At 61.7% G+C, this 23,740-nt stretch carries 23 protein-coding genes; 16 read left to right on the top strand and 7 right to left on the bottom strand.

Annotated elements, in window-relative coordinates; translation table 11 throughout:
- Window positions 1-64: 64 nt before the first annotated feature.
- Together AB4O08_RS25100 and fnr are read right to left on the bottom strand one after the other, a co-directional pair.
- Window positions 65-628: a GNAT family N-acetyltransferase gene (locus tag AB4O08_RS25100; protein ID WP_021492304.1), complete on the bottom strand. Its 564-nt coding sequence runs from the start codon at window positions 626-628 to the stop codon at window positions 65-67.
- A gap of 239 nt (window positions 629-867) precedes the next feature.
- A complete protein-coding gene (fnr, locus tag AB4O08_RS25105) occupies window positions 868-1,614 on the bottom strand; it encodes a fumarate/nitrate reduction transcriptional regulator Fnr (RefSeq protein WP_021492303.1) in 747 nt (248 codons plus the stop codon).
- A 318-nt stretch (window positions 1,615-1,932) separates the two neighbouring features.
- Between fnr and AB4O08_RS25110 the strand changes: the two genes are divergently transcribed.
- Entirely contained in the window at window positions 1,933-2,835 is a 903-nt protein-coding gene (locus AB4O08_RS25110) for a universal stress protein (RefSeq protein ID WP_010209799.1), read from the top strand.
- Between the two features lie 36 nt (window positions 2,836-2,871).
- Here the strand turns inward: AB4O08_RS25110 and AB4O08_RS25115 are convergent, their stop codons facing one another.
- On the bottom strand, window positions 2,872-3,381 hold the full coding sequence (locus AB4O08_RS25115) for an HIT family protein (protein ID WP_069673425.1): 510 nt from the start codon (window positions 3,379-3,381) through the stop codon (window positions 2,872-2,874).
- 125 nt (window positions 3,382-3,506) lie between these two features.
- On the opposite strand from AB4O08_RS25115, the gene AB4O08_RS25120 reads away from it, so the two are divergent.
- Window positions 3,507-3,836, top strand: a complete 330-nt coding sequence (locus AB4O08_RS25120) for a DHCW motif cupin fold protein (RefSeq protein ID WP_460114469.1) — start codon at window positions 3,507-3,509, stop codon at window positions 3,834-3,836.
- Window positions 3,837-3,907: 71 nt separating this feature from the next.
- Here AB4O08_RS25120 and AB4O08_RS25125 read toward each other — a convergent pair whose 3' ends face one another.
- A complete protein-coding gene (locus AB4O08_RS25125; protein WP_010209803.1) occupies window positions 3,908-4,375 on the bottom strand; it encodes a copper chaperone PCu(A)C in 468 nt (155 codons plus the stop codon).
- Window positions 4,375-4,983, bottom strand: coding sequence for an SCO family protein (locus AB4O08_RS25130; RefSeq protein ID WP_034106413.1), 609 nt, complete (start codon window positions 4,981-4,983; stop codon window positions 4,375-4,377). The genes AB4O08_RS25125 and AB4O08_RS25130 overlap by 1 nt, the downstream gene beginning before the upstream one ends.
- 164 nt (window positions 4,984-5,147) lie before the next feature.
- On the opposite strand from AB4O08_RS25130, the gene AB4O08_RS25135 reads away from it, so the two are divergent.
- The 11 genes from AB4O08_RS25135 to ubiT all read left to right on the top strand — a co-directional run bounded on the left by AB4O08_RS25135 (window position 5,148) and on the right by ubiT (window position 14,429).
- Window positions 5,148-5,531 carry a DUF2946 domain-containing protein gene (locus AB4O08_RS25135; RefSeq protein WP_021492300.1) on the top strand — a complete coding sequence of 128 codons (384 nt, stop codon included), beginning with the start codon at window positions 5,148-5,150 and terminating at the stop codon, window positions 5,529-5,531.
- A gap of 62 nt (window positions 5,532-5,593) precedes the next feature.
- Complete coding sequence (locus tag AB4O08_RS25140) at window positions 5,594-6,139, top strand: putative natural product biosynthesis protein (RefSeq protein WP_010209806.1); 546 nt, start codon at window positions 5,594-5,596, stop codon at window positions 6,137-6,139.
- A 195-nt stretch (window positions 6,140-6,334) separates the two neighbouring features.
- Window positions 6,335-7,651, top strand: coding sequence for an OprD family porin (locus AB4O08_RS25145; RefSeq protein ID WP_010209807.1), 1,317 nt, complete (start codon window positions 6,335-6,337; stop codon window positions 7,649-7,651).
- 75 nt (window positions 7,652-7,726) lie between these two features.
- Window positions 7,727-8,170: a membrane protein gene (locus tag AB4O08_RS25150; protein WP_010209808.1), complete on the top strand. Its 444-nt coding sequence runs from the start codon at window positions 7,727-7,729 to the stop codon at window positions 8,168-8,170.
- Between the two features lie 43 nt (window positions 8,171-8,213).
- Window positions 8,214-9,389 (top strand): NnrS family protein, encoded by a 1,176-nt coding sequence (locus AB4O08_RS25155; protein WP_460114470.1) that lies wholly within the window; start codon window positions 8,214-8,216, stop codon window positions 9,387-9,389.
- Between the two features lie 170 nt (window positions 9,390-9,559).
- Window positions 9,560-10,207, top strand: coding sequence for a pyridoxamine 5'-phosphate oxidase (gene pdxH / locus AB4O08_RS25160; protein WP_010209810.1), 648 nt, complete (start codon window positions 9,560-9,562; stop codon window positions 10,205-10,207).
- 83 nt (window positions 10,208-10,290) lie between these two features.
- On the top strand, window positions 10,291-10,845 hold the full coding sequence (gene moaB, locus AB4O08_RS25165; RefSeq protein WP_010209811.1) for a molybdenum cofactor biosynthesis protein B: 555 nt from the start codon (window positions 10,291-10,293) through the stop codon (window positions 10,843-10,845).
- Window positions 10,842-12,068 (top strand): molybdopterin molybdotransferase MoeA, encoded by a 1,227-nt coding sequence (locus AB4O08_RS25170; protein WP_460114471.1) that lies wholly within the window; start codon window positions 10,842-10,844, stop codon window positions 12,066-12,068. The genes moaB and AB4O08_RS25170 overlap by 4 nt, the downstream gene beginning before the upstream one ends.
- Window positions 12,069-12,077: 9 nt before the next feature.
- Window positions 12,078-13,073, top strand: coding sequence for a ubiquinone anaerobic biosynthesis protein UbiU (ubiU, locus tag AB4O08_RS25175; RefSeq protein WP_045791980.1), 996 nt, complete (start codon window positions 12,078-12,080; stop codon window positions 13,071-13,073).
- A 10-nt stretch (window positions 13,074-13,083) separates the two neighbouring features.
- Window positions 13,084-13,974 carry a U32 family peptidase gene (locus AB4O08_RS25180; RefSeq protein ID WP_042572196.1) on the top strand — a complete coding sequence of 297 codons (891 nt, stop codon included), beginning with the start codon at window positions 13,084-13,086 and terminating at the stop codon, window positions 13,972-13,974.
- On the top strand, window positions 13,968-14,429 hold the full coding sequence (ubiT, locus tag AB4O08_RS25185; protein ID WP_010209816.1) for a ubiquinone anaerobic biosynthesis accessory factor UbiT: 462 nt from the start codon (window positions 13,968-13,970) through the stop codon (window positions 14,427-14,429). The genes AB4O08_RS25180 and ubiT overlap by 7 nt, the downstream gene beginning before the upstream one ends.
- A gap of 73 nt (window positions 14,430-14,502) precedes the next feature.
- On the opposite strand, the gene narL is transcribed toward ubiT, so the two are convergent.
- Both narL and AB4O08_RS25195 read right to left on the bottom strand, forming a co-directional pair.
- Window positions 14,503-15,150, bottom strand: a complete 648-nt coding sequence (narL, locus tag AB4O08_RS25190) for a two-component system response regulator NarL (RefSeq protein WP_460114472.1) — start codon at window positions 15,148-15,150, stop codon at window positions 14,503-14,505.
- The gene (locus tag AB4O08_RS25195; protein WP_021492292.1) at window positions 15,147-16,949 is read right to left on the bottom strand and encodes a HAMP domain-containing protein; all 1,803 of its coding nucleotides are present in this window, start codon (window positions 16,947-16,949) and stop codon (window positions 15,147-15,149) included. The genes narL and AB4O08_RS25195 overlap by 4 nt, the downstream gene beginning before the upstream one ends.
- Before the next feature lie 308 nt (window positions 16,950-17,257).
- On the opposite strand from AB4O08_RS25195, the gene AB4O08_RS25200 reads away from it, so the two are divergent.
- The 3 genes from AB4O08_RS25200 to AB4O08_RS25210 are packed head-to-tail and all read left to right on the top strand — an operon-like array spanning window position 17,258 to window position 23,739.
- A complete protein-coding gene (locus AB4O08_RS25200; RefSeq protein WP_029529118.1) occupies window positions 17,258-18,508 on the top strand; it encodes an MFS transporter in 1,251 nt (416 codons plus the stop codon).
- Between the two features lie 2 nt (window positions 18,509-18,510).
- Complete coding sequence (locus AB4O08_RS25205) at window positions 18,511-19,908, top strand: NarK family nitrate/nitrite MFS transporter (protein ID WP_042572197.1); 1,398 nt, start codon at window positions 18,511-18,513, stop codon at window positions 19,906-19,908.
- A gap of 57 nt (window positions 19,909-19,965) precedes the next feature.
- Window positions 19,966-23,739 carry a nitrate reductase subunit alpha gene (locus AB4O08_RS25210; RefSeq protein ID WP_460114473.1) on the top strand — a complete coding sequence of 1,258 codons (3,774 nt, stop codon included), beginning with the start codon at window positions 19,966-19,968 and terminating at the stop codon, window positions 23,737-23,739.
- Window position 23,740: the final 1 nt, after the last annotated feature.

The raw sequence follows: 23,740 nt of genomic DNA on the forward strand, positions 1-23,740 counted from the left end.
TGTCCCCTACCTTTAATGACGCGGCGCCCTTGAGCAAAGGCGCGCGTTATCGCGGGGCAACTGTTTACAGGTGAAGACGATGGATAACCTGAGATGAGTTGTCGGGGTCGCTAGACGTGTCGAACCCCAAGCTTCTTGCCAGGTCACGCATCGGCGTATTGCTTGCCGCGTCAATCGAGTACATCTGGGTGAAAGCGTTGCGACGCGCCGCCTTGATCAAATGCGTCATCAGATGCGTGCCCAAACCCAGATGCTTCCACTCATCAGCAACGGTGACTGCGCATTCACATACATGTTCTCCGGTGGCGGCATACCGACTGATACCGATCTCGGTAAGCTTGCCGTTATCGTGAGTCAGTGCGATGTAGGCCATGCGCTGGTCGTTGTCAGTGTCCATCAACTGATCCAGCATCGCTTTGCTCGGCTCATTGATCTGGGCAAGAAATCGCATATGCCGCGACTCGGGAGACAGGCGCTTGATAAACGCATACTCACGCTCGCGGTCTTCATCCGTGAGCGGCCGTATCAGCACATGGCGGCCGTCTTTAAGGGGTTCGATCCAATGGTGGCCGGCCACTTTGGCGTAGACATCAACGGCGCGTTCATTGTGTTCTTTGACGGTTTGCATGAAAAACCTCCATCCAGTTCAGATCGGCGCGCCGTGATTACCGCGCGGGTCATACCTTTCTACGTCGATGGGGCGGCCTGATTCTGATCTGGATCAGAAACCCGTGAGGCCGGTGCTCAATCGTGAGGTACTTATTCAAACTGTCGTCGTGATGACAGTCGGGGGAATGCGCCTGATTGCAACGTTTTCCACGGCGCTGGCTGCCGCGCGTACGCGATGGGGCGCCAAGTGTGCGGGCGTTAGAGGACGGTCGGACGATTGCAGCCTGATACCAGTTGTTTAAGGCCCTCCATGTCCTGAATCTTGACGTTCCGGCCGGCAATATCCACCAGGTTCAGGTCTCGCAGGTGCGCGATACCCCGGCAGATGGTCTCCAGGCGTAGTCCTAAGTAGGAACCGATTTCCTCTCGGCGCATTTTCAGAACAAAGTCCTTGGGGGAATAACCGCGAATGCTCAAACGTTGTGAAAGGTTGAGCAGGAAGGCCGCTAGGCGCTCGTCCGAGTTCATGTTGCCCATGAGCATCAGCATTGTCTGGTCACGCACGATTTCCCGGCTCAACAGGCGGTTGAGGTTGTGTTGCAGCGACGGCAGGCTCTGCGAGAGTTTTTCCAGTTGCGCAAAGTGGATGGGGCACACTTCGCTGTCTTCCAGGGCAAACGCGCTGCACGCATGTATGTCGGCACTGATAGCGTCCAGGCCCAGCATCTCGCCAGGTATCTGAAAGCCGGTGACCTGCTCACGACCGTCGACTGACACCATGCTGGTCTTGAATGAACCAACTCGCACGGCGTAAAGCGAGCGCAAGGGGTCGCCGGTGCGGTACAACGCCGTACCTTTTTTGATCTTGAAGCGCTGGACGATCAGTTTGTCCAAGCGCTTCACTTCATCGCCCGATAGCCCTATCGGCAGACAAAGCTCTAGAACACTGCACTGTGAGCAGGCTGATTTGAGGCTCTGGACTTGTAACGGACGGGTTCCAGTCATCGGGTCTCGCTCCGCCAGGTATCTCCTGAGCATAGCGGGGGGCGTGTGGGTCCGCACTTAATTTGCCCTTTTTCAGGTTAAAGGTGACGAGTGGAGAAGAACGCTATTCGAACGAACAGTCCTGCCGTTCCATGCTGCCCAAATTGATGGGTGCATCTGAACCGGCAGCGCGCCTTGCTCGCGGCCCGTTATTTACTTGATAAAGATCAGAGTCTGCCGTGGGCCGAATCCGATACTGCAGTCACAGCGCCGCCTGCAGTCCGAACAGGATGTCGGGTTTGCAGTCGGGTACAACGCTGTTGTCAGGAGACCGCGGTGATGCAGAAACTTAAACGTATTTTATTGATCGTACCGACCGAAATGACCCGTACTCCAGCATTCGACCGCGCGCAGGCGCTGGCCTGCGCCACCGGAGCGTCGTTGCACATGGTTGCGTTCGATTACGTCCAGGCCTTGGCGGTAGCAGGCTTGTTCGACCATGAAGCCATGACGCGTGCCCGAGAGGGTTATTTGCAAGTGCATCGGCATTGGTTGGAGCAGCAGGCGCGCTTTGCGGGAGGACAGGTGACCAGTGAGGTCGTCTGGGCTAAAGCAAGCCCTGGCCATGTACTCGATTATGTGAACGACTTCCATGCAGATCTCGTGGTCAAGGATATTCACCACGTGCCTGCACTGGGGCGGGCCTTTCACCAGCCACTGGACTGGCGGTTACTGCGCGAGTGTGAAGCGCACTTTCATCTGGTGACCGAAGCCAGGCACCCCAACCCTCTGAAAATACTCGTTGCCATCGACCTGTCCCACCTTGAAGAGTTGACTCAAGGTGTCAATGAGCAAGTGCTTGAACTGGCGTCGACACTGGCAGCCTCCTGCGGTGCCAGGTTGCACCTGCTCAGTATCAGCAACTGGTCGGTTGTGGGAGACACATCGACGAGTGTGTCCACGCTGAGTCTGAATGAAAGCCTTAGGGACGCGGTCAATGACGCGCAGGAGGAGGCGTTCGAGGTGCTTGCGTCACGCTACGGGATTGACGGCCACCGCCGTCACCTGCTGACGGGCATCCCCCACGCGGTCATTGAGCGGTTCGCCCAGCAGAATGAATTCGATATCGTGGTGCTAGGCGCCAGCCATGCTCGTGGCGGCGACATGTTCATCGGCAGCACAGCCGAGCGCTTACTCAATCACCCGCCGTGCAGCCTGTTGGTTGTGCAACCGTTAGCCTGAGCATGCACGTGCGTCAAATTTCGTTGCATCGACGCTTTATCGCCGTTCTCTGCCGCTCATGTCTCGACTAAAAGCGGCGCGCAATCGCGCTATCACGTGCAGGACTGACTCTCCTTGAACCTGCGGTGGTGCCGCGCTTTCTCCAAACTCACGCCATACAAACAGCGTCAATTCGGCCCCGTCGGTCAATGTCTGCGTCAGTTGCTGTGTGCCAAAACCTTGCAGCAACCGATAACGCTCATCTTGCCAGAACGCGTCCTCCACCCAGTCGTACACCGGAATGAAATGAAAGTGCAGCGCAAATCCCGGCATGTGCCCATAACGGCTGATATACAGCCATTTCGGTTTGAGCTGCGCCTCCATCACTCGCTGGGTTTTTGCCAGCAGCCCACCCAACTCGGCCAGCGCCGCTTCCGGCATGTCGGCCAGGGAGTGAATCGGCGCCTTGGCGCCTAGCATCAGGTAGCCGGGCAAGGATGAAGCTAGGTGATGGTTGAGCAGCCAGTGTTCGGTTTCGTGAAGGACATAGGCGGGGTCGATCTGCATAAGCGAATCCCTGTTAGCGATGCGGGGAGGATACCTGTATCCCTGAAAAGTGATGGATCTGTGCCTATCGCCCGCGGGTCCAGATGGATAGCCTCAAGCCCCGCTAATCAACCACCGAGCCCACCATGGACCTCACTGCCGTCCCCTTTGGCACCACTGACTGGACCACGGTCGAATCCGTGACTTACCCAGGCATTACCGGCAACGCTTTATGGCGCACCTGCCACTTCGGAACCACCCGCGTGCGCAAGGTTGAGTACACCCCCGGCTACTTGGCTGATCACTGGTGCTGGAGAGGGCATATTCTCTTGTGCCTGGAAGGCGAGTTGCATACGGAACTGGAAGACGGCCGCCAGTTCACCCTGACGGCCGGAATGAGTTACCAGGTGGGCAATGACATGGAGGGCCATCGCTCGTCGACGAGCGTAGGGGCGAAGCTGTTTATTGTGGATTGAGGCGGTATAACGGGTTGTTCAGCCAGTTGCGGATGCAAGCGCAGGCCGCTCACCACAGAGCTCCCATGCCCTCAATGCATCTTGCTGTGGTCCATCCCATCCACGCCACGGGCCGGGGCCTTCACTTCAATCGCCTGCTTCTCACCCTTGGCGTTTTGCACGGTGAGGGTCAGCGGCACCTGGTCGCCTTCCTTGATCTGGCCGGTCAGGCCCATCAGCATCACGTGGTAGCCGTTGGGGTCGAGGGTCACGGCCTTGCCGGCGGGCAGGGCCACCGAGTCCACCGGGCCCATGCGCATCACGTCGTCCTTCATGCTCATCTCATGGATCTGCACGTCCTTGGCCACCGGCGAGGCCACGCTCAGCAGTTGGCTGTCGCTGTCGGCGGTGACGGTCATGAACGCGCCGCTGGACGGCTGGCCCGGCACCGTGGCGCGTACCCACGCGTCGGTTACTTGCACCTGGGCACTGGCGTGGGCGGCAAGGCCCAGCAGGGTCAGGCCGATAAGGGTACGTTTGAGGTGTTGAACGGCAGTCATTAGCAGACCTCCATGACGGTGAGCAGGTCTTCTGCGCACTCTTTAGCGGTAAGGGATGCCTGCAGGCCCAGGCGCAGGTTGCCACGGGTGTCGAACACGAAGCTGGTGGCGGTGTGGGACAGGGTGTAGGTGTCGCCGGCAGGGATCTTTTCATAAAAGATCCCGAATTCCTTGGCGGCCACGGCGATTTCTTCCGGGGTGCCGTACAGCGCTTCGAAGCTGGGGTCGAAGGCTTTGACGTACTTGTCGAGGATCTCGGGGGTGTCGCGTTCCGGGTCCAGGGTGATGAACACCACCTGCATGATTTCGCCGTCGCGACCCATCAGTTTCTTGGCCTGGGCGGCGCGCGCCAGGGTGGTCGGGCACACGGCCGGGCATTGGGTGAAACCGAAGAACACCACCGGCATCAGGCCACGGTACGAGCTCAAGGTGACGGTTTCGCCGTCGGTGTTCTTGAGCTTGAAGGTACGGCCCATGATCTTGTCGCTCAGGTCCTTGCCGTACTTGAAGTTCAGCTTCGGGCTGTAGTCACAGCCGCCCAGCAGGCTGCCCAGGCCCAGCAGGCCCATTCCGGTCAGCACTTTGCGGCGGGTGAATAAGGTACTCATCAACTGTGCATCCTGTGAAACGCCTGCATTGCTCTGGATCAATACGTCAGGCTTTGAGGGCGTCCAGTCTACCAACCCTGGGAAGTGCACGTAATCTGCGACGTTCTGCCACAGGGGCAGGCGGCACTTCATCCTTTGGCGGCTCTGGTGGTAGAGTCGCCGCCATGAAATTGAGCCACCCCGACCGTTCCCTGATTGCCTGGGCCTTGTACTTCTGCGTGCTGATGAACCTGTTCGTCTGCGGTTTGGGGCATGGTCAGATGATGGGCCAGACACTGAATGGCATCGGTGGGGCGTTTTGTTCGGTGGACGGCAAGCAGGCGCCACTTTCCGACAAAGGGTTGGGCAGCCCGTCTTCCAGCAACATCTCGAACTACTTTGCCTGCCCGGTCTGCAACGCCTTGACGGTTGCCCTGGTGTTCTTGGTCGGTCTGGCCTGGTTGCTGGGGCTGGGGCAAACTCCACGGCCCGCCCATGAACGTCGCAACAAGGCGCCGCCGCGTTATTCCTGGCCTTCGGCCAACCCCCGCGCTTCCCCTGCATTCTGACGTTTGCCTTGGGCTTCCTGAGACCAGGAGGCATTCCATCGTCATGACTGTGAGTGCGTTTCATGAACCACCTGTTGCCCGCAGGCGCCAGCCGCCTGGTCAGCAAGGCGTCCCGCCGCCTGCACGCGGTACCGACGCCGCCTGAATACCCGAGCAATTCCCGCAACTTCGTGCACCTGGATGCACGGTTATTGCCGTATTGGCACACCCTGTTCGATATCTGCCCGGCGCTGCTCAAGCTGGATCCGCCCGAAGGGTTGAACCTGTTCCGCAGCTTCATGACCTGGGCCTACCGCAACCGGCCGCCGCAGGACTGGACCTATCACCTGAATGTCTGCCGCTGGCTGCTGGGCTCGCCGTATCGGTCGCAGATCGACGACGAGCCGATCGAGGCATTCATGGCGGCGGCCGCCGCGTGTTGGGTCAATACGGACGAAAGCCAGGCCCAGGGCGTGGCGCTGGCCTGGCAGTCGTCGAGGGTTGTCGATTGGAAAGACGCCCGGAGTGCCGGGGTCGAACAGCAGGCGCTGCCGCCGCCACCGTGGGATTTCGCCTGGTGCCCGTTGAAGGCGCCGGGTGGGTTCAGTGGGTGGTTGGCGGTGCCTTGACATGCGGCTGAATACCTTGAAGTGACACGTGGATTGTTACGCAAACTGAAAAAGTGAATAGCGGTTTTGACGGCTTTTTCCCGTGGGACCAAGCCTATACCGTGCGCGCTCCCGTCGAATGTCACACGTTAGAGGCCTGCAACAAGAACAGGCTGAACGCCGACGGTGTCGCCTCAATCACTTCTCGGAGCCTTCATGAACCACAAGACTTGCCTGGCGCTCGCCGTCTCCCTCGGCGCTGCGCAGCAGGCGGCTGCGTCGGGTTTTATCGACGACAGCAAAGCCAGTCTCGACCTGCGCAACTTCTACTACAACCAGGACACCCGCAACGCCAAGGCCGCCTCGGACAAGGAGTGGGGCCAGGCCTTCATGTTCAATTACCAGTCCGGTTTCACCGAGGGCACGGTCGGCCTGGGCCTGGATCTGCAAGAGTGGTACGGCCTGCGCCTGGACGCCTCGGGCCGGGCCGGCAAGGCCGGTGCAGACAACACCCCCGGCAGCGTTTTCCCGCTGGACGACGGCAAGGCCGTCCATGATTTCAGCAAGACCGGCGTCACCGGCAAACTGCGTATCGCCCAGACGCAACTCAAAGCCGGCAACCTGATGCCCAAGCTGCCGGTGCTGACCACTGAGGACGGTCGCCTGTTGCCCCAGACCTTTCGGGGCTATCAGGTGGAGTCCAAGGACTTCAGGGACGTCAATCTGATCGCGGGCAAGATCGAGCAGGTGATGGACCGGAACTCCAGTAACGGCCAAGGCTTGTCGATTGCTGGGGCCAATGACCCGGTCAAGGGTAAGGCCAGCAACCAGTTCTACTACGGCGGTGTGGATTACGCCGTGAGCAAACGGCTGCAGGTGCAGTACTACTACGCCAGCCTGGAGAACTTTTACCAGCAGCATTTCCTCGGCTTGGTGCATAACTGGCAACTGCCGGTGGGCCAACTCAAGAGCGACCTGCGGTATTTCTACAGCACCGCCGACGGCAAGAATGGCAGCGTTGCCGGGCGCGGCGAAGGTTATGTCAGCTCGGGCTACTACGGGCCTGGCGTCAACGCCGGCAAAGTCGACAACCGCTTGTGGAGCGCCATGTTCACCTATGCCTTGAGCGGGCATTCGCTGAGCTTGGGCTACCAGAAAACCACCGGGCAAAGTGACTTCCCGCACATCAACCAGGGCCAGGGCCGCTCGCTCTACCTGATCACCAATTCCCAGTCGCTCAAGTTCGTGAATGCCGGTGAGCAAGCCACGGTTGGCAGCTATGCCTATGACTTTGCCGGCCTGGGCGTGCCGGGGTTGCGCTCCAGCGTGACGTATATCCACGGCAGCCACATCCGCACTGTCGGCCGCGACAACAGTGAGTGGGAGCGTGACCTGCGCCTGGATTACGTGATCCCCACCGGCACCTTGAAAGGCCTGGGCTTTACCTGGCGCAGCGCGGTGCTGCGCGGCAACGACACGGCGGACAAGGACGAGACGCGGCTGATTGTCAGCTACAGCATCCCGTTGATGTGATGGGTTGACCGGAATCAAGGTGTGCACGCTGGCAGGTCGTCACACTGGTGTTCCGGTACCCCCCGCGAGGCCATCATGCCTTACCTACTGTTTCTGCTGGCGCACCTCTTCGCTGCGTTGATTTTTATCGGCACAGTGTTTTTCGAAGTGCTGATCCTGGCACGCCTGCACCACCAATTGCCTGCGCGGGTGATGGTGCTGGTGGAGCAAGGCGTCGGTCAACGCGCCAGGGTGATGATGCCCTGGGTATTACTGGTGCTGTTCGGCGCGGGGCTGGGCATGGTCTGGCTGCGTTACTTGCCAGTGCTGACCGCGCCTTTCGCTTCGTCCTTCGGGACTTTGCTGACCGTTAAGTTGACCCTCGCCGCCAGTGTGCTGCTGCACTTTCTGCTGACAATGCTGCGTATGCGCCTGGGGCGTGTAGGGCCGCGCTATCTGCGGTTTGTGCACTTGAGTTTGTTTGCGCATATGGTTGCGATTGTGGTGTTGGCCAAGGGCATGTTTTACCTCACTTGGTAAAACCCTCGATAGATAGACCGATAATGAGTTGAGGAGCCGTGGCATGCACGTACTGGATCGGCGCAAGGCAATGTCGATTACCCCGTTGTTGCGCCTGGCCTTCCGGCCATTTTTTCTCGGCGCGTGCCTGTTGGCGGCGCTGGTGGTGCCGTTGTGGCTGTTGGCCCTGGGCGGGCTGACTGGCGAGTGGCAACCGGCCGGCGGCTGGCTGGCCTGGCATCGGCATGAGTTGCTGTTCGGCTTTGGCCTGGCGATCATCGCCGGTTTTTTGCTGACGGCGGTGCAGACCTGGACCGGGCGCGCCGGCCTCAGCGGGACGCCCTTGGCGGTGTTGGCGGCACTGTGGCTGGCGGCTCGCGTGGGCTGGTTGCTGAATGTTCCGATGCCGTTGCTGGCCGTGCTGGAGTTGAGCTTCCCATTGGCAGTTGCCGGGGTGATGGGGTGGACGCTGTGGAAGGTCCGGCAGACGCGCAATTACCCGATTGTGCTGGTGCTGGTGTTGCTGGCCTTGGCTGACGGGCTATCGCTGTCCGACCCAGCGTTGCAGCGCCAGTCGGTTCTGACCGGCTTATGGCTCGTCGCGGCGATGATGGGCCTGATCGGTGGCCGTGTGATTCCGTTTTTTACCCAGCGTGGCCTGGGCCGGGCCGAAGCCGTCAAGCCCTGGCCGTGGTTGGACCACCTGTTGCTGAGCGGGTCGATTCTGGTGGCGCTGTTGTATGCCAACGGATGGGCCTTGATGCCTAGTCTCTGGGTTGGCGTGCTATTCGCCGCGTTGGGCCTGGGCCATCTGCTGCGCTGGCTGCGCTGGCAGGATCGCGGCCTGTGGCGAGTACCGCTGCTGTGGTCTCTGCACCTGGCCTATGCCTGGCTCGCGCTGGCGTGCCTGGGCATGGCGCTGTGGCATTTCGGTGCCGCCTTCAATCCAAGCCTGGCGGTGCACGCGCTGACCATTGGTGCGATGGCTGGGTTGATCCTGGCGATGATCGCACGGGTCAGCCTGGGCCATACCGGTCGACCGTTGCAGCCGCCACCAGGCATGACGCTGGCTTTCGCGTTGCTGAACCTGGCGTGTGTATGCCGCGTGTGGTTGGTGCTGGTTTGGCCCTTGGCAGCCCTGTGGTTGGCAGGATTTTGCTGGTCCATTGGGTTGGGCCTGTACCTGTGGCGCTATGGACCGATGCTGTGGCAGGCGCGGGTCGATGGGCATCCGGGCTAGGAGAGGTCAATGTCTTCTGTGTTGTGGATGGTTCATCGGTTGACGGTCCTCGCCAAGTCGTTGTGGTGAACCGCGATGCGGCGTCATGCCGCGGCGGAGTGTTGACCGCGGTCAAGGGATAGCGGCGCGGCAGTTCCCACACTGTGGCGAACTTTCTGGAGGACCGCGCCATGCCCCTGTCCCTTGCGCAATTGCGCCGCAACTACACCCTTTACGGTCTTCGCGACGATTGTGCGCAGGCCGACCCGTTGGCATTGTTTGGCCAGTGGCTGGACCAGGCACGCAAGACCGAAGTGCCCCCGGCGGAAGCCAACAGCATGGCCCTGGCCACGGTGGACAGCCACGGGCATGCCCATTGCCGCATCCTGTTGCTCAAGGGGTTCAGCGTCGACGGGTTTTTCTTTTTTGGTAATTACCAGAGTGCCAAGGGCCAGGAGTTGGCGGACAACCCCCATGCCGCCATGACGTTTTTCTGGCCGGGCCTGGAGCGTCAGGTCCGTATCGAAGGGCCGGTGGTGAAGGCCGCTGCGCAACTGTCGGACGACTACTTCGAGGCGCGTCCGACCGCCAGCCAACTGGGCAGCTGGGCCTCACCCCAGAGCCAGCCCCTGGCCCATCGCAGCGAGTTGGAAGGACGCCTGCGTGAGGTCACCGAGCGCTTCGCCGGGCGCCAGCCGCCTCGGCCCGAACATTGGGGTGGTTTCTGCCTGCAACCCCGGCGCATCGAGTTCTGGCAGGGCCGTCCCAACCGTCTGCATGACCGCCTCGACTACCGCCTGCTGGACGGCGAGTGGCAGCGCACGCGCCTGGCTCCCTGACGGCATACCTCCTTCGAGGAATAGGCCCTGCGCTCATTGCGGCGCAGGCTGGATGCATCTTTTCAATACCTGGAGCCTGGACCATGGCCCATCTGACCCAACGCAGTTTTGTCTCCCTGCATATCGCGGTGCTGACCATCAGCGATACCCGCACCTACGACACCGACACCTCCGGGCAAACCCTGGTGGACCGCCTGAAAGACGCCGGACATAGGCTGATCGACCGTAGCATCGTGATGGATGACATCTACCAGATCCGCGCACGGGTCTCCCAGTGGATCGCTGACCCTCACGTACAAGTTGTACTGATGACCGGCGGCACTGGCTTTACCGCCCGTGACAACACCCCTCAGGCCGTGCTGCCGTTGCTGGACAAACAGGTAGACGGGTTTGGCGAGTTGTTCCGGCAGGTGTCTTTGGCGCAAATCGGCATGTCCACCTTGCAGTCCCGCGCCCTGGCAGGGGTCAGCAATGGCGTGCTGGTGTGCTGCATGCCCGGTTCGCCGGGCGCCTGTCGGACTGCCTGGGACCAGATCCTGGTCGGCCAACTGGACAGCCGCACCGGCCCGTGTAACTTCGCGCCGCACCTCAAGCCGCAACTCGATCAACCGCTTCAAGCCTGTGGGGTACGGTCATGAGCCTGTGCGACAGCGGCGACCTGCTGCCGGTGGAGGAGGCCATCGACCGGTTGCTGGCTCAGGCACCGCCACCACCGCCCACTGAGGTGATTGCGTTGACCGAGGCCCTCGGGCGTGTCACTGCCGAAGAGGTGTTTTCACCGATCGACCTGCCGGGCTGGAGCAACAGCGCCATGGACGGCTATGCGCTGCGCGCGTTCGATGTGCCGGAGCAGGGCGGTCATTTGCAAGTGGTTGGACGGATCGCCGCGGGGCATAGCAGTGACGTGCCGTTGCAGCCGGGGCAAACCGTGCGGATCTTTACCGGTGCGCCGCTGCCCCCAGGTGCCGACAGCGTGGTGCCCCAGGAGCGCTGCCGCGTTTACGGTCAGCGCATCTGGTGCCCGCCGGTGCGCCTGGGCGAACACGTACGCAGGCGCGGCGAAGAGTTGCAACGCGGGCAGCGTGTGATGAGTGCCGGTAAACGCCTGCGTGCCCAGGAAATCGGCTTGCTGGCGGCCGCGGGCATACCGCGGGTCAAGGTCTTCCGGCCACTGCGCGTGTGCCTGCTCAGCAGCGGTGATGAACTGCGCGAGCCGGGTGAGTCCCTGGCGCCAGGGCAGATCTACAACAGCAATCGCTATCTGGTCGCGGCGCTGCTGCGCGGCTGGGGCGTCACGGTTCACGATTACGGGGTGATGGCAGACGCTCTCGCGGCCAGTCGTGATGCGCTGCTGCTGGCCTCTTCCGAATGCGATTTGCTGCTGACGACTGGCGGTGTGTCGGTGGGCGAAGAGGACCACCTCAAGCAAGCGATCCAAGCGCTGGGCAAGATCGAGTTCTGGCGCTTGGCAATCCAGCCCGGCAAGCCGCTGGCGTTCGGTCAGGTGGCGGGTAAACCCTGGATTGGCCTGCCGGGTAACCCGACGGCTGCGCTGGTGACCACGCTGATCGTAGTGCGCCCATTCCTTTTGCTTGCTCAAGGCGCGGAGCGAGTGTTGCCAGTGTCCATCAGCGTGCCCGCCGCGTTTGAATGGGTGAAACCCAACAAGCGCCGCCAATACCTGCGCGCACGGCTGAGCCCCGGCAGCGACGGGCAATTGCGCGCCGTCCTGCACCCCCAGCAAAGCTCGGCGATGCTCGTCGCCGCCTGCTGGGCCGATGGTCTAGTGATCATCGAGCGCGAGCAGCAAGTATCCAAGGGAGCGGCAGTGTCTTTCCTGCCCTTCACCGGTTTTGAATAAGGAGCGGTCATGCAACTGGTTTGTCCGGCGGGTAACCTGCCTGCGCTGAAAGCCGCCGTGCGCCAAGGCGCCGATGCGGTGTACGTAGGGTTTCGCGATGACACCAATGCTCGGCACTTTGCGGGGCTGAACATGGACGACAAGCAGTTCGATGCCGCTGTCGCCCATATCCGCCAGCACCAGCGCAAGCTCTATGTGGCGGTCAACACCTACCCGCAACCGAAGATCTGGCCGCGCTGGCAACGCGCAGTGGACCGTGCCGCCGATCATGGCGTCGATGCCTTGATCGCGGGCGACCCTGGCGTACTGGGCTATGCCGCGCGACGCCATCCGCACATGGCGTTGCACCTCTCGGTGCAAGGCTCGGCCACCCATGCGGCAGCGTTGAAGTTCTACGTCGAACACTACGGCATCCGCCGTGCCGTGCTGCCACGGGTGCTGTCCCTGGCCCAGGTCAGACAGGTGGCGGCCAGCGGCACCGTGCCCATTGAGGTGTTCGGTTTTGGCAGCCTGTGCATCATGGCTGAGGGGCGTTGCCATTTGTCGTCGTATATCACCGGCGAGTCGCCCAACCTCTGTGGCGTGTGCTCGCCGGCCAAGGCCGTGCGCTGGAGCGACGACGCCGACGGCCTCAGCGCACGGCTCAGCGACGTGCTGATCGACCGCTATACCCCGGACGAACCTGCTGGCTACCCGACCTTGTGCAAGGGCCGTTTCCTGGTGGGCGGCAAGCGCTTCCACGCGCTGGAAGAACCCACCAGCCTCGACACCCTCGACCTGCTGCCCGAACTCAGCGCCATCGGCGTGGAAGCGGTAAAGATCGAAGGCCGGCAGCGCAGCCCGGCCTATGTGGAGCAAGTCACCCGTGTGTGGCGTGCGGCCCTCGACGCCCACCGCGCCAACCCCGCGAGCTTTGTGGTCAAGGCCCCATGGCGCCAGGTGCTCGCCGGGCTTTCCGAAGGCAGCCAGACCACCTTGGGTGCTTACCATCGTGCGTGGCAGTGAGGAGACACAGATGAAACTCAGCCTGGGACCGGTGCTGTTTTATTGGGACAAAGCTCACCTGGGGCGCTTCTATGCCGACATGGCCGGCTTGCCCCTGGATGTGATTTACCTGGGGGAAACGGTGTGTTCCAAACGCCGCGCGTTCAACCTGGATCAATGGCTGGGCCTGGGCCGCGAATTGCAAGCGTGCAGCTCGGCGCAGATCGTATTGTCGAGCCTCACCTTGATCGAAGCCGCCTCCGAACTGTCCAGCCTGCGACGGCTGTGTGACAACGGCGATTTTTTGGTGGAGGCAAACGACATGGGCGCGGTGCAGTTACTGATCGAGCGCAAATTGCCCTTTGTCGGTGGCCCGGCACTCAATCTCTACAACGGCCACGCGTTGGTGCAGTTGCTCGATGCGGGAATGCAGCGTTGGGTGCCGCCAGTGGAGTGCTCCCACGATCTGATCGCCGATGTGCTGGAGCAAGTGCGTGAACTGGGGAGGCCATTGCCCGAAGTGGAGATCTTCGCCTACGGGCATCTGCCCCTGGCGTACTCGGCGCGTTGTTTCACTGCGCGGGCGGAGAACCGGCCGAAGGATGATTGCCAGTTCTGCTGTATCAACTATCTGGATGGCATGGCGTTGACCAGTCAGGAAGGGCAGGCGTTGTTTACCTTGAATGGGATTCAGACGATGTCTGCCGATGTGACCAACTTGCTGGCTGACTATCCCGGTTTGGTTTCGTGTGGTGCCGATTTACTGCGCCTGAGCCCGCGGGCTGAAGGGATGGCTGATGTGGTGCGTGCCTTTGATCAAGTGCGCCAGGGAGCCCTGCCGCCGTTGTTTGTGGACGGGTGCAATGGTTATTGGCATGGGCAGGCAGGAATGTTGCGGGTTGAGGAGGTGGTGGGGTGTTGAGTCGCAAGCAGTGGGTGCTCAAGGGCGTGGATCGGGTGTTGCCGTTGATTCGGCGGGTGCCGTTTGCCGCGCAGCGGTTGGTGTTGGAGCAGGGGCTTAATCGGTGTTTGGCGGAGCCTTTGCGCGATGGAGGTTTCGATCTGCTGCGTGGGCGTTGGATGTGCCTGCGTGTTGCGGATTTGGGGGTGTGTTGGTATCTGACGTTGGGACGGGAGGGGTTGCGGGTGGCTTCGAAGGCTGCTGCCGAGGTGACGATCAGTGGGAATTGGCGGGAGTTTTTGTTGTTGGCCAGTCGGCAGGAGGACCCGGATACGTTGTTTTTTCGGCGGCGATTGGTGATTGAAGGGGATACGGAATTGGGGTTGGGGTTGAAGAATCTGATTGATAGTCTGGATTCGGATGTGTTGCCGGGGTGGTTGTGGTGGGGGTTGGAGAGGGCTGGGTTGGCTGTTTGACTGTGGGCATATCCGTTGCTGCGGAACCCATACCCGCGATCACCCCAATAACGGATATGCCCACAAGCCCCTGTCACCCCGCCTGCCTCAGATGCTCCATCGCCCAAACCGCCGCCTCCACCCGCGACCTCAACCCCAGCTTATGCAGCACATTCTTCACATGCACCTTCACCGTCCCCTCGGTAATCCCCAGCTTATGCCCGATCACCTTATTGCTGTACCCCCCGGCAATGGTCCTCAACACCTGCCTCTCCCGCTCAGTCAGCTCCACCGCCGCATGCGGCTGCGGCGAACGCAATGCCTGGGCCAGTACGCGGGTCAAGCCAGGGCTGATCACCAAGGCTCCCTGCAAGGCATCACGGATGAACTCCACCACCAACTCCGGTTCCATGTCCTTGAGCAGATAACCATTGGCATCCAGTCGTAGCGCATCACGAATATCGTCCTCCGCGTCGGACACGGTAAACAGCAGCACCTTCCCCGCATAGTTCATGGCCCGCAGGCGACGCAGTGTCTCCAGGCCTTTCATGTGCGGCATGTTGTTGTCCAGTAACACCAGGTCCGGTTGCAACGTAGCGATCTGATCAAGGGCCTCCTGGCCGTTACCGGCCTCACCAACCACGTGCAAATCGTCTTCCAGTTCAAGCATCTGACGCATGCCGTGACGCATCATCGGGTGGTCGTCGACCAACAGGATTCGGTGGCGAATAGCGGTGTTCATGAGGCGGTGCCTTGTAGAGAGTGGCCAAGAAATTCCGGCTGGAAACGCAATTGCACCCGCGTGCCCTGGGGCTCACGCGGGCTGATGTCGAGATGGCCGTGCAGGCTGCGTGCGCGCTCGTCCATGATGGTCAGGCCGTGGTGTTCGCGTTGGTCGACGTCGCCGCCGAAGCCACGCCCATCGTCTTCGATGCAAAGGCTCACGGTCTCACCAACCTGGCGCAGTTGCAGCCAGGCATTTTGCGCATGAGCGTGGCGCAGGCAATTGGACAGGGCTTCGCGGGTGATCTGCAGCACGTGGATCTGTTCACTGGCCGACAGCTGGAATGCCAAGGCGTCCACGTGCAGGTGTACCTGGAACTCGCCACGGCGGGAGAACTCTTCGGCGGTCTCCCGCAGCTCCTGCACCAACCCGGCGTCATGGATCTGCAAGCGGAAGGTGGTGAGCAGTTCGCGCAGTTGGCGGTAGGCGTTATTGAGGCCGTCACGCAATTCACTGGTGACGCAGGCCAGGGTTTCCACGGGCTCGCCACGGCGGATCAGGGTCTGCATGCGGCTCACTTGTAGCTTCATGTAGGACAGTGCCTGGGCCAGGGAGTCGTGCAGTTCGCGGGCGATGATGGTGCGCTCCTCCAGCAGTAACAGGCGGTGGTCCTGTTCCCGCTGGCGCTTGAGAGACAGCGAGGTGCCGATCAGGTTGGCCAGGGCCTGGATCAGTTGTTTTTCCCAATCCTGCGGGGGGTGGCCGTCGAGGAAGTGCGCCTTGAGTTCGCCCAGTTCTGCGCCCTGGTTGCTGATGCTGAATACCTCTGGCGGCGCCGCGTGGTGGCGTTCGCACGTCGCGCAGTCGCCGATCGCGCAGACGTTGCGGCTGTGCTCGCCATGCAGCGCCAGCATCTGCTGCGCCGGTGCGAGGAAGTGACCTTGCAGGCACAGCGACAGGCGCAAGCCCGGCAGGCGTTTCTGGAAGCGCCGGATCAGTTCATCCAGGCCTTCGGCATTGGCCAGGCGCGTGGCCAGGCTGCGGCTGCTCTGGTAAAGCAATTCCAGGGCGGCATTGGCTTGTTGCAGGTTGAGAGTTTTGAGCTGCACCTGGGCTTCCAGAGTGCGGTGGGAGGCCTCGATGGTCTCGGCCATGGCGTTGAAGCTCAGGGCCAGTTGGCCCAGTTCGTCCTCGGAACGGTGGTTGACGCGGGTCTGGTAGTTGCCATCGCGAAAGCGCCGAGTGGCGTGCACCAGTTCCTGCAAGGGCGTGACCACGCCGTACTGCAACTCGTAGAGGCCGATCAGCAGGATGATCAAGGTGCTGAACAACGCCAGTCCCTGGATCGCTTGCTGCCAGCTTTGCTTGTGCTCGCTCTGTTGCTGCAACAGGCTGACGAACTGGTTCAGTTGCTCGACGAACGCCGGCGCGCTGGCCTGGAACAGCACCGCATCGCCGCGCATCACCGCCGGGCGCAGCTCGTCGTTCCAGCGCCGCTGGATCTGCTGGTAGCTCTGTAGCAGGGCGCTGTGGGGGCCGTCTTCGAGCACCGCCTTGAGCGACTGGCTGTCGAGGCGCCGTTGCAGGCTCTGGCTGACCTCGGCGACCTCATCCGGGCGTGCACCGGCCGCCAGTTTCCAGCTGAGGTGATAGGTCTCCATGCGCACCGAGCCCGCGGTGTTGATCGCGGCGGCGTCGCCCTGGCTGAACCAGGCGATCAGCCCGGCGCTGAGGGAACTGGCCAGGGCCAGGATCGCAATCAGGATCACCGCCAGACCGGCGCGGGCGGGCAGGGAGCTGCGCAGCCAGTCAAACATGACGGCACAGTTGAAGGGGGCAGCAGAGCAGCATGGTCGCACCTGGAGCGGGAAAGGGGGGGAGATGGCCTTCCCTGGCGCACTACCTCTAAAGAATTGCCGGCGAACCCTCCCACGGACAAAAGCCGGCACAAGAGAACAATCCATTGATAAATAAAGGCTTTCTCTTGTCTTGCGGGCTACCTCCTTGGAGGTAGACGGGGCCAGCATAGCGCCATACCCAACCGGCCCACGTTGATCTGGGTCAAGTTCTGCGAGGGGGTCGCCCCTAACCTGCGCTCATGGAATCACTTTCTGGAGCGCATACCGTGACTCAACCCCGTATGAGACAAGGCCTGGTGCTGGGCATGAGCACCCTGGCCTTCACCGTCTGCTTTATGGTGTGGATGATGTTCGCCGTGCTCGGCGTGCCCATCAAGGACCTGCTGCAACTCAACGAAACCCAGTTCGGCCTGTTGGCCGCCACCCCGGTATTGACCGGTTCCCTGGTGCGCCTGCCCCTCGGGTTGCTGACCGACCGTTTCGGCGGGCGCATCGTGTTCTTTGTGTTGATGCTCGCCTGTGTACTGCCGCTGTACCTGATCACCTACGCCACGGCGTATTGGCAGTTCCTGGTGCTGGGCCTGTTTGTCGGTTTGGCCGGCGGCTCGTTTTCAGTAGGCATCGCCTATGTCGCCAAGTGGTTCGATAAAGAGAACCAAGGGTTTGCCATGGGCGTGTTCGGCGCGGGTAATGCCGGCGCTGCCGTCACCAAATTTCTGGCCCCGGCGCTGATCGCCCTCGGCACCTGGCACCTGGTGCCCAAGGTGTTCAGCGCGATCCTGTTTGTCACCGCGCTGTTGTTCTGGTTCCTCACCCGCGAAAACAAGGCCCACCGCAGTGCTGGCGGCGCCACCCTGCGTCAGCAACTGCTGTGCCTCAAAGACCCGGCTGTGTGGCGCTACTGCCAGTACTACTCGATTGTGTTCGGCGGCTACGTGGCCCTGGCGTTGTGGATGACCAAGTACTACGTGCAGGAATACGGCTTCAGCCTGCAAAGCGCCGCACTGCTGGCCGCGTGTTTTTCCTTGCCTGGCGGTGTGTTGCGGGCGGTGGGCGGCTGGATGTCCGACCGCTGGGGCGCACACAGCGTGACCTGGTGGGTGCTGTGGGTGAGCTGGATCTGCCTTTTCCTGCTCAGCTATCCGCAGACGCAGTTGCAAGTGATGACCGTCAACGGGCCCGTCTATTTCCATCTCGGCCTCAACGCCACCCTGTTCACCGTGCTGCTGTTCGTGATGGGCATCGCCTTCGCGTTCGGCAAGGCCTCGGTGTTCAAGTACATCGCCAATGACTACCCGCAGAACATGGGCGCGGTGTCCGGCATTGTCGGCCTGGCCGGCGGCCTGGGCGGCTTTGTACTGCCGATTCTATTCGGCGCCCTGGTGGACCTCACCGGTGTGCGCTCCTCCTGCTTCATGTTGATGTACGGCGTGGTCTGGGTCTCCCTGACCTGGATGTACATCAGCGAGATCCGTAAACAGCCGTTGCTCGGCAAACAAGCGCTCCAAGGAGAATGATCATGTCTATCGCGCAAAAGCCCGAATCGGGGCCGGTGATCCACGACTGGCGCCCTGAAGACCCGGCGTTCTGGGGCGCCAGCGGCAAGAAGACCGCCACCCGCAACTTGTGGATTTCGATCCCTGCGCTTTTGCTGGCCTTTGCAGTGTGGATGGTGTGGAGCACGGTGATTGTGCGCCTCAACGCCATTGGCTTCAGCTTCACCACTGACCAGTTGTTCTGGCTCGCGGCGCTGCCGGGTTTGTCCGGCGCGACGTTGCGGGTGTTCTACTCGTTCATGGTGCCGATCTTCGGCGGGCGCCGCTGGACCGCCCTGAGCACCGCGTCGCTCTTGCTGCCGTCACTGTGGATGGGCTTTGCGGTGCAGGATCCGAACACGCCTTACAGCGTCTTCGTGTTGATCGCCTTACTCTGCGGTTTTGGCGGCGGCAACTTTGCCTCCAGCATGTCCAACATCAGCTTCTTCTACCCTAAGGCCCAGCAGGGCACCGCCCTGGGGTTGAACGCCGGCCTGGGCAACCTGGGCGTTTCGGTGATGCAGTTCTGCGTGCCGTTGGTGATCACCTTTGGGGTATTCGGGCTGATCGGCGGGCAACCGCAAACCCTGGCGGACGGTAGCCAACTGTGGCTGCAGAACGCCGGCTTCATCTGGGTGCCATTCATCATCCTCGTCACCGTGGCGGCGTGGTTCGGCATGAATGACCTATCCAGCGCCCGCGCGTCGTTCAGCGACCAGGCGGTGATCTTCAAGCGCAAGCACAACTGGCTGATGTGCTGGTTGTACCTGGCGACTTTCGGTTCGTTCATCGGCTTCTCGGCGGCGTTTCCGCTGCTGATCAAGACCTCGTTTCCGGACGTGGTAGCGCTGAAGTTCGCCTTCCTCGGCCCACTGGTTGGCGCACTGGTGCGGCCACTGGGCGGCTGGCTGGCCGACAAGCTGGGCGGCGCGCGAGTGACCCTGTGGAACTTCGTGCTGATGATCGTGATGGTGTTCGGCGTGCTGCACTTTTTGCCGCAGAACCAGCAGGGCGGCAACTTCTACGGTTTTCTCGGCCTGTTTATGCTGCTGTTCATCACCACCGGCATCGGCAACGGCTCCACCTTCCGCATGATCCCGGTGATCTTCCGCACCCTCCACGAAAAAGCCAGTGTCGGCAAACCCGCCGCCGTGCGTGAACAGGCCTTGAAGGACGCCAGCAAGGAATCCGCCGCCGTGCTCGGGTTCAGCTCGGCCATGGGCGCGTTCGGCGCGTTCTTCATTCCCAAATCCTTCGGCAGTTCCATGGCCGCCACCGGCAGCCCGGCCATGGCCTTCTACCTGTTTGTCGGTTTCTACCTGAGCTGCATCGTCGTGACCTGGTGGTGGTACGCCCGCAAAGGCTGCGCCACACCCTGCTAGTCCGACCCGAATTCGCGGGGCAACGCACCCCACGGCACGCCTGATGAGGAAAGCATCATGAGTCACCTACTGGATCAACTGCGGTTCTTCAACCGCAAGCAAAACGAGTTCTCCGAGGGCCACGGCGAGACCCGCAAAGAGTCCCGCGATTGGGAGAACGTCTACCGTTCGCGCTGGCAGTACGACAAGATCGTGCGCTCCACCCACGGGGTGAACTGCACCGGTTCCTGTTCGTGGAAGATCTACGTGAAAAACGGCCTGATTACCTGGGAAACCCAGCAGACCGACTACCCGCGTACCCGCAACGACTTGCCCAACCACGAACCCCGAGGCTGCCCGCGTGGCGCCAGCTACAGCTGGTACATCTACAGCGCCAACCGGCTCAAGTACCCGAAAATTCGCAAACCACTGCTCAAACTGTGGCGTGAAGCGCGCCTGACCCTGGCCCCGGTAGACGCCTGGGCGAGCATTGTCGAGGACAAGGCCAAGGCCGAGTCCTACAAGAGCAAGCGTGGCATGGGGGGATTCATCCGCTCCAACTGGGACGAAGTGAACGAGATCATCGCCGCTTCCAACGTCTACACCATCAAGCAGTACGGCCCGGACCGCATCGTCGGCTTCTCGCCGATCCCGGCCATGTCCATGGTCAGCTACGCCGCCGGCTCACGTTACCTGTCACTGCTCGGCGGGGTGTGTCTGAGTTTCTATGACTGGTACTGCGACCTGCCACCGGCTTCGCCGATGGTGTGGGGCGAGCAGACCGACGTGCCGGAATCGGCCGACTGGTACAACTCCAACTACATCATCGCCTGGGGTTCCAACGTCCCGCAGACCCGTACACCGGACGCGCACTTTTTCACCGAGGTGCGCTACAAGGGCACCAAGACCGTGGCCATCACCCCCGATTATTCGGAAGTGGCCAAGCTCACTGATCTGTGGCTCAACCCCAAGCAGGGTACCGACGCCGCGTTGGCCCAGGCCTTCAATCACGTGATCTTCAAGGAGTTTCACCTCGACCACCCAAGCCCCTATTTCACCGACTACGCCAAGCGCTTCACCGACTTGCCGGTGCTGGTGATGCTCAAGCCCGTGACCGGTTTTGCACCGGGCGCCGGGTTCCAGCCTGACCGCTTCCTGCGTGCCTCGGACCTTGTGGACAACCTTGGCCAGGACAATAACCCGGAATGGAAAACCATTGCCCTTGACGAAAGCGGCGAGCTGGTCTCGCCCCAAGGTTCCATCGGCTATCGCTGGGGCGAGAAGGGCAAGTGGAACATCCTCGCCAAGGAAGGCGGGGAAGGTCGCGCCATCGACCTCAAACTGAGCCTGATGGGGGCGGACGTAGCGGAGGTGGGCTTCCCGTATTTTGCCGGCGAATCCCACGAGCACTTCCAGCACGTGGCGGGCGATGCCGTGCAGTTTCGCCGCGTGCCGGTGCACAGCGTGACGTTGGCCGATGGCAGCGTGGCCAAGGTCGCCACGGTGTTCGACCTGTCGGCCGCCAACCTGGCCATCGACCGTGGCCTGGGCGGCAGCAACGTTGCCAAGGACTACGACGACGCCAGTGTGCCCGGCACCCCGGCGTGGCAGGAAGCGATCACCGGCGTCAGCCGCGAGAAAGCCATCCAGATCGCCCGTGAGTTCGCCGACAACGCCGACAAGACTAAGGGCCGCTCGATGATCATCGTCGGTGCGGCGATGAACCACTGGTACCACATGGACATGAACTACCGCGGGCTGATCAACATGCTCATGCTCTGCGGTTGCGTCGGCCAGACCGGCGGCGGCTGGGCCCACTACGTCGGCCAGGAAAAACTGCGCCCGCAATGCGGCTGGCTGCCCCTGGCGTTCGGCCTAGACTGGAGCCGCCCACCCCGGCAGATGAATGGTACCAGCTTCTTCTACGGCCATAGCTCGCAGTGGCGCCACGAAAAAATGAACATGCACGATGTGCTCTCGCCCATGGCGGACAAGTCGCAGTTCCCCACCCACGCCCTGGACTACAACATCCGCGCCGAGCGCGCCGGCTGGCTGCCGAGCGCGCCGCAACTCAACACCAACCCGTTGCACATCTGCCGTGAGGCGGCTGCTGTTGGCATGGATCCCAAAGACTATGTGGTCAAGGCCTGGCAGGACGGCACCCTACGCTTTGCCTGCGAGCAACCGGACAGCCCGGCGAACTTCCCGCGCAACATGTTTATCTGGCGTTCCAACCTGCTCGGTTCGTCGGGCAAGGGCCATGAGTACATGCTCAAGTACCTGCTGGGCACCAAGAACGGCGTGATGAACGAAGACATCGGTTTTGGCGGCGAAAGCAAGCCCACCGAAGCCGAGTGGGTTGACGATGGTGCCATCGGCAAACTCGATCTGGTGACCACGTTGGACTTCCGCATGTCGTCCACCTGTGTGTATTCCGACATCGTCTTGCCGACCGCCACCTGGTACGAAAAAGACGACATGAACACCTCGGACATGCACCCGTTCATCCACCCGTTGTCGGCAGCTATCGACCCGGCGTGGGAGTCGCGGTCCGATTGGGACATCTACAAGGGCATCGCCAAGGCGTTCTCGGCCATGGCGGTCGGCCACCTGGGTGTCGAGAAGGACCTGGTCACCGTGCCGCTGATGCATGACAGCGTCGGCGAGTTGGCCCAGCCTTTCGGCGGCACTGACTGGAAAAGTGCCGGTGTGGCACCAGTGCCGGGCAAGAACGCGCCGAACATGGCGGTGGTGGAGCGCGACTACCCGAATATCTACAAGAAATTCACCTCCCTTGGCCCGCTGCTGGAAAAACTCGGCAATGGCGGCAAGGGCATCAACTGGAATACCGATGAGGAAGTGAAATTCCTCGGTGAACTGAACCATCACGAAGGCGACGCGGGCATCAGCCTGGGGCGGCCGAAAATCGACACGGCCATCGACGCCGCCGAAGTGATCCTGTCCCTGGCCCCGGAAACCAACGGCCACGTGGCTGTCAAGGCCTGGGCTGCGCTGTCGGAGTTCACCGGCATCGACCACAGCCACCTGGCATTGCCCAAGGCTCACGAGGCGATCCGCTTCCGCGACATCCAGGCGCAGCCACGCAAGATCATTTCCAGCCCCACCTGGTCGGGCCTGGAAGACGATCACGTGAGCTACAACGCCGGCTACACCAACGTCCATGAAAACATCCCATGGCGCACCCTCACCGGGCGCCAGCAGTTCTACCAGGATCACCCGTGGATGCAGGCATTCGGCGAGCAGTTGATGAGCTATCGACCACCGGTCAACACCCGCACCATCGAAGGGGTGAAGGGCAAGCGCAGTAATGGCGAGACCGAGATCGTACTGAACTGGATCACCCCGCACCAGAAATGGGGGATCCACAGCACCTACAGCGACAACCTGCTGATGCTCACCCTGAGCCGTGGGGGGCCGATCGTGTGGCTCTCGGAAATCGACGCCCAGCGCGCCGGTATCGAGGACAACGATTGGATTGAGTGCTTCAACGTCAACGGCGCGCTCACCGCCCGTGCGGTGGTGAGCCAGCGGGTCAAGGAGGGCATGGTGATGATGTATCACGCCCAGGAACGCATCGTGAACGTGCCGGGTTCGGAGACCACCAAAACCCGCGGCGGCCACCACAACTCGGTGACCCGCGTGGTGCTCAAACCGACCCATATGATCGGCGGTTATGCCCAGCAGGCCTACGGCTTCAACTACTACGGCACGGTCGGCTGCAATCGCGATGAGTTCGTCGTGGTGCGCAAGATGGCCAAGGTCGATTGGCTCGATGGCTCCGACGGCGATGATCTGCCACGCCCATTGCCGACCGATATCGAGGAGAACTGAG

Source organism: Pseudomonas sp. H3_E07, assembly GCF_054668895.1.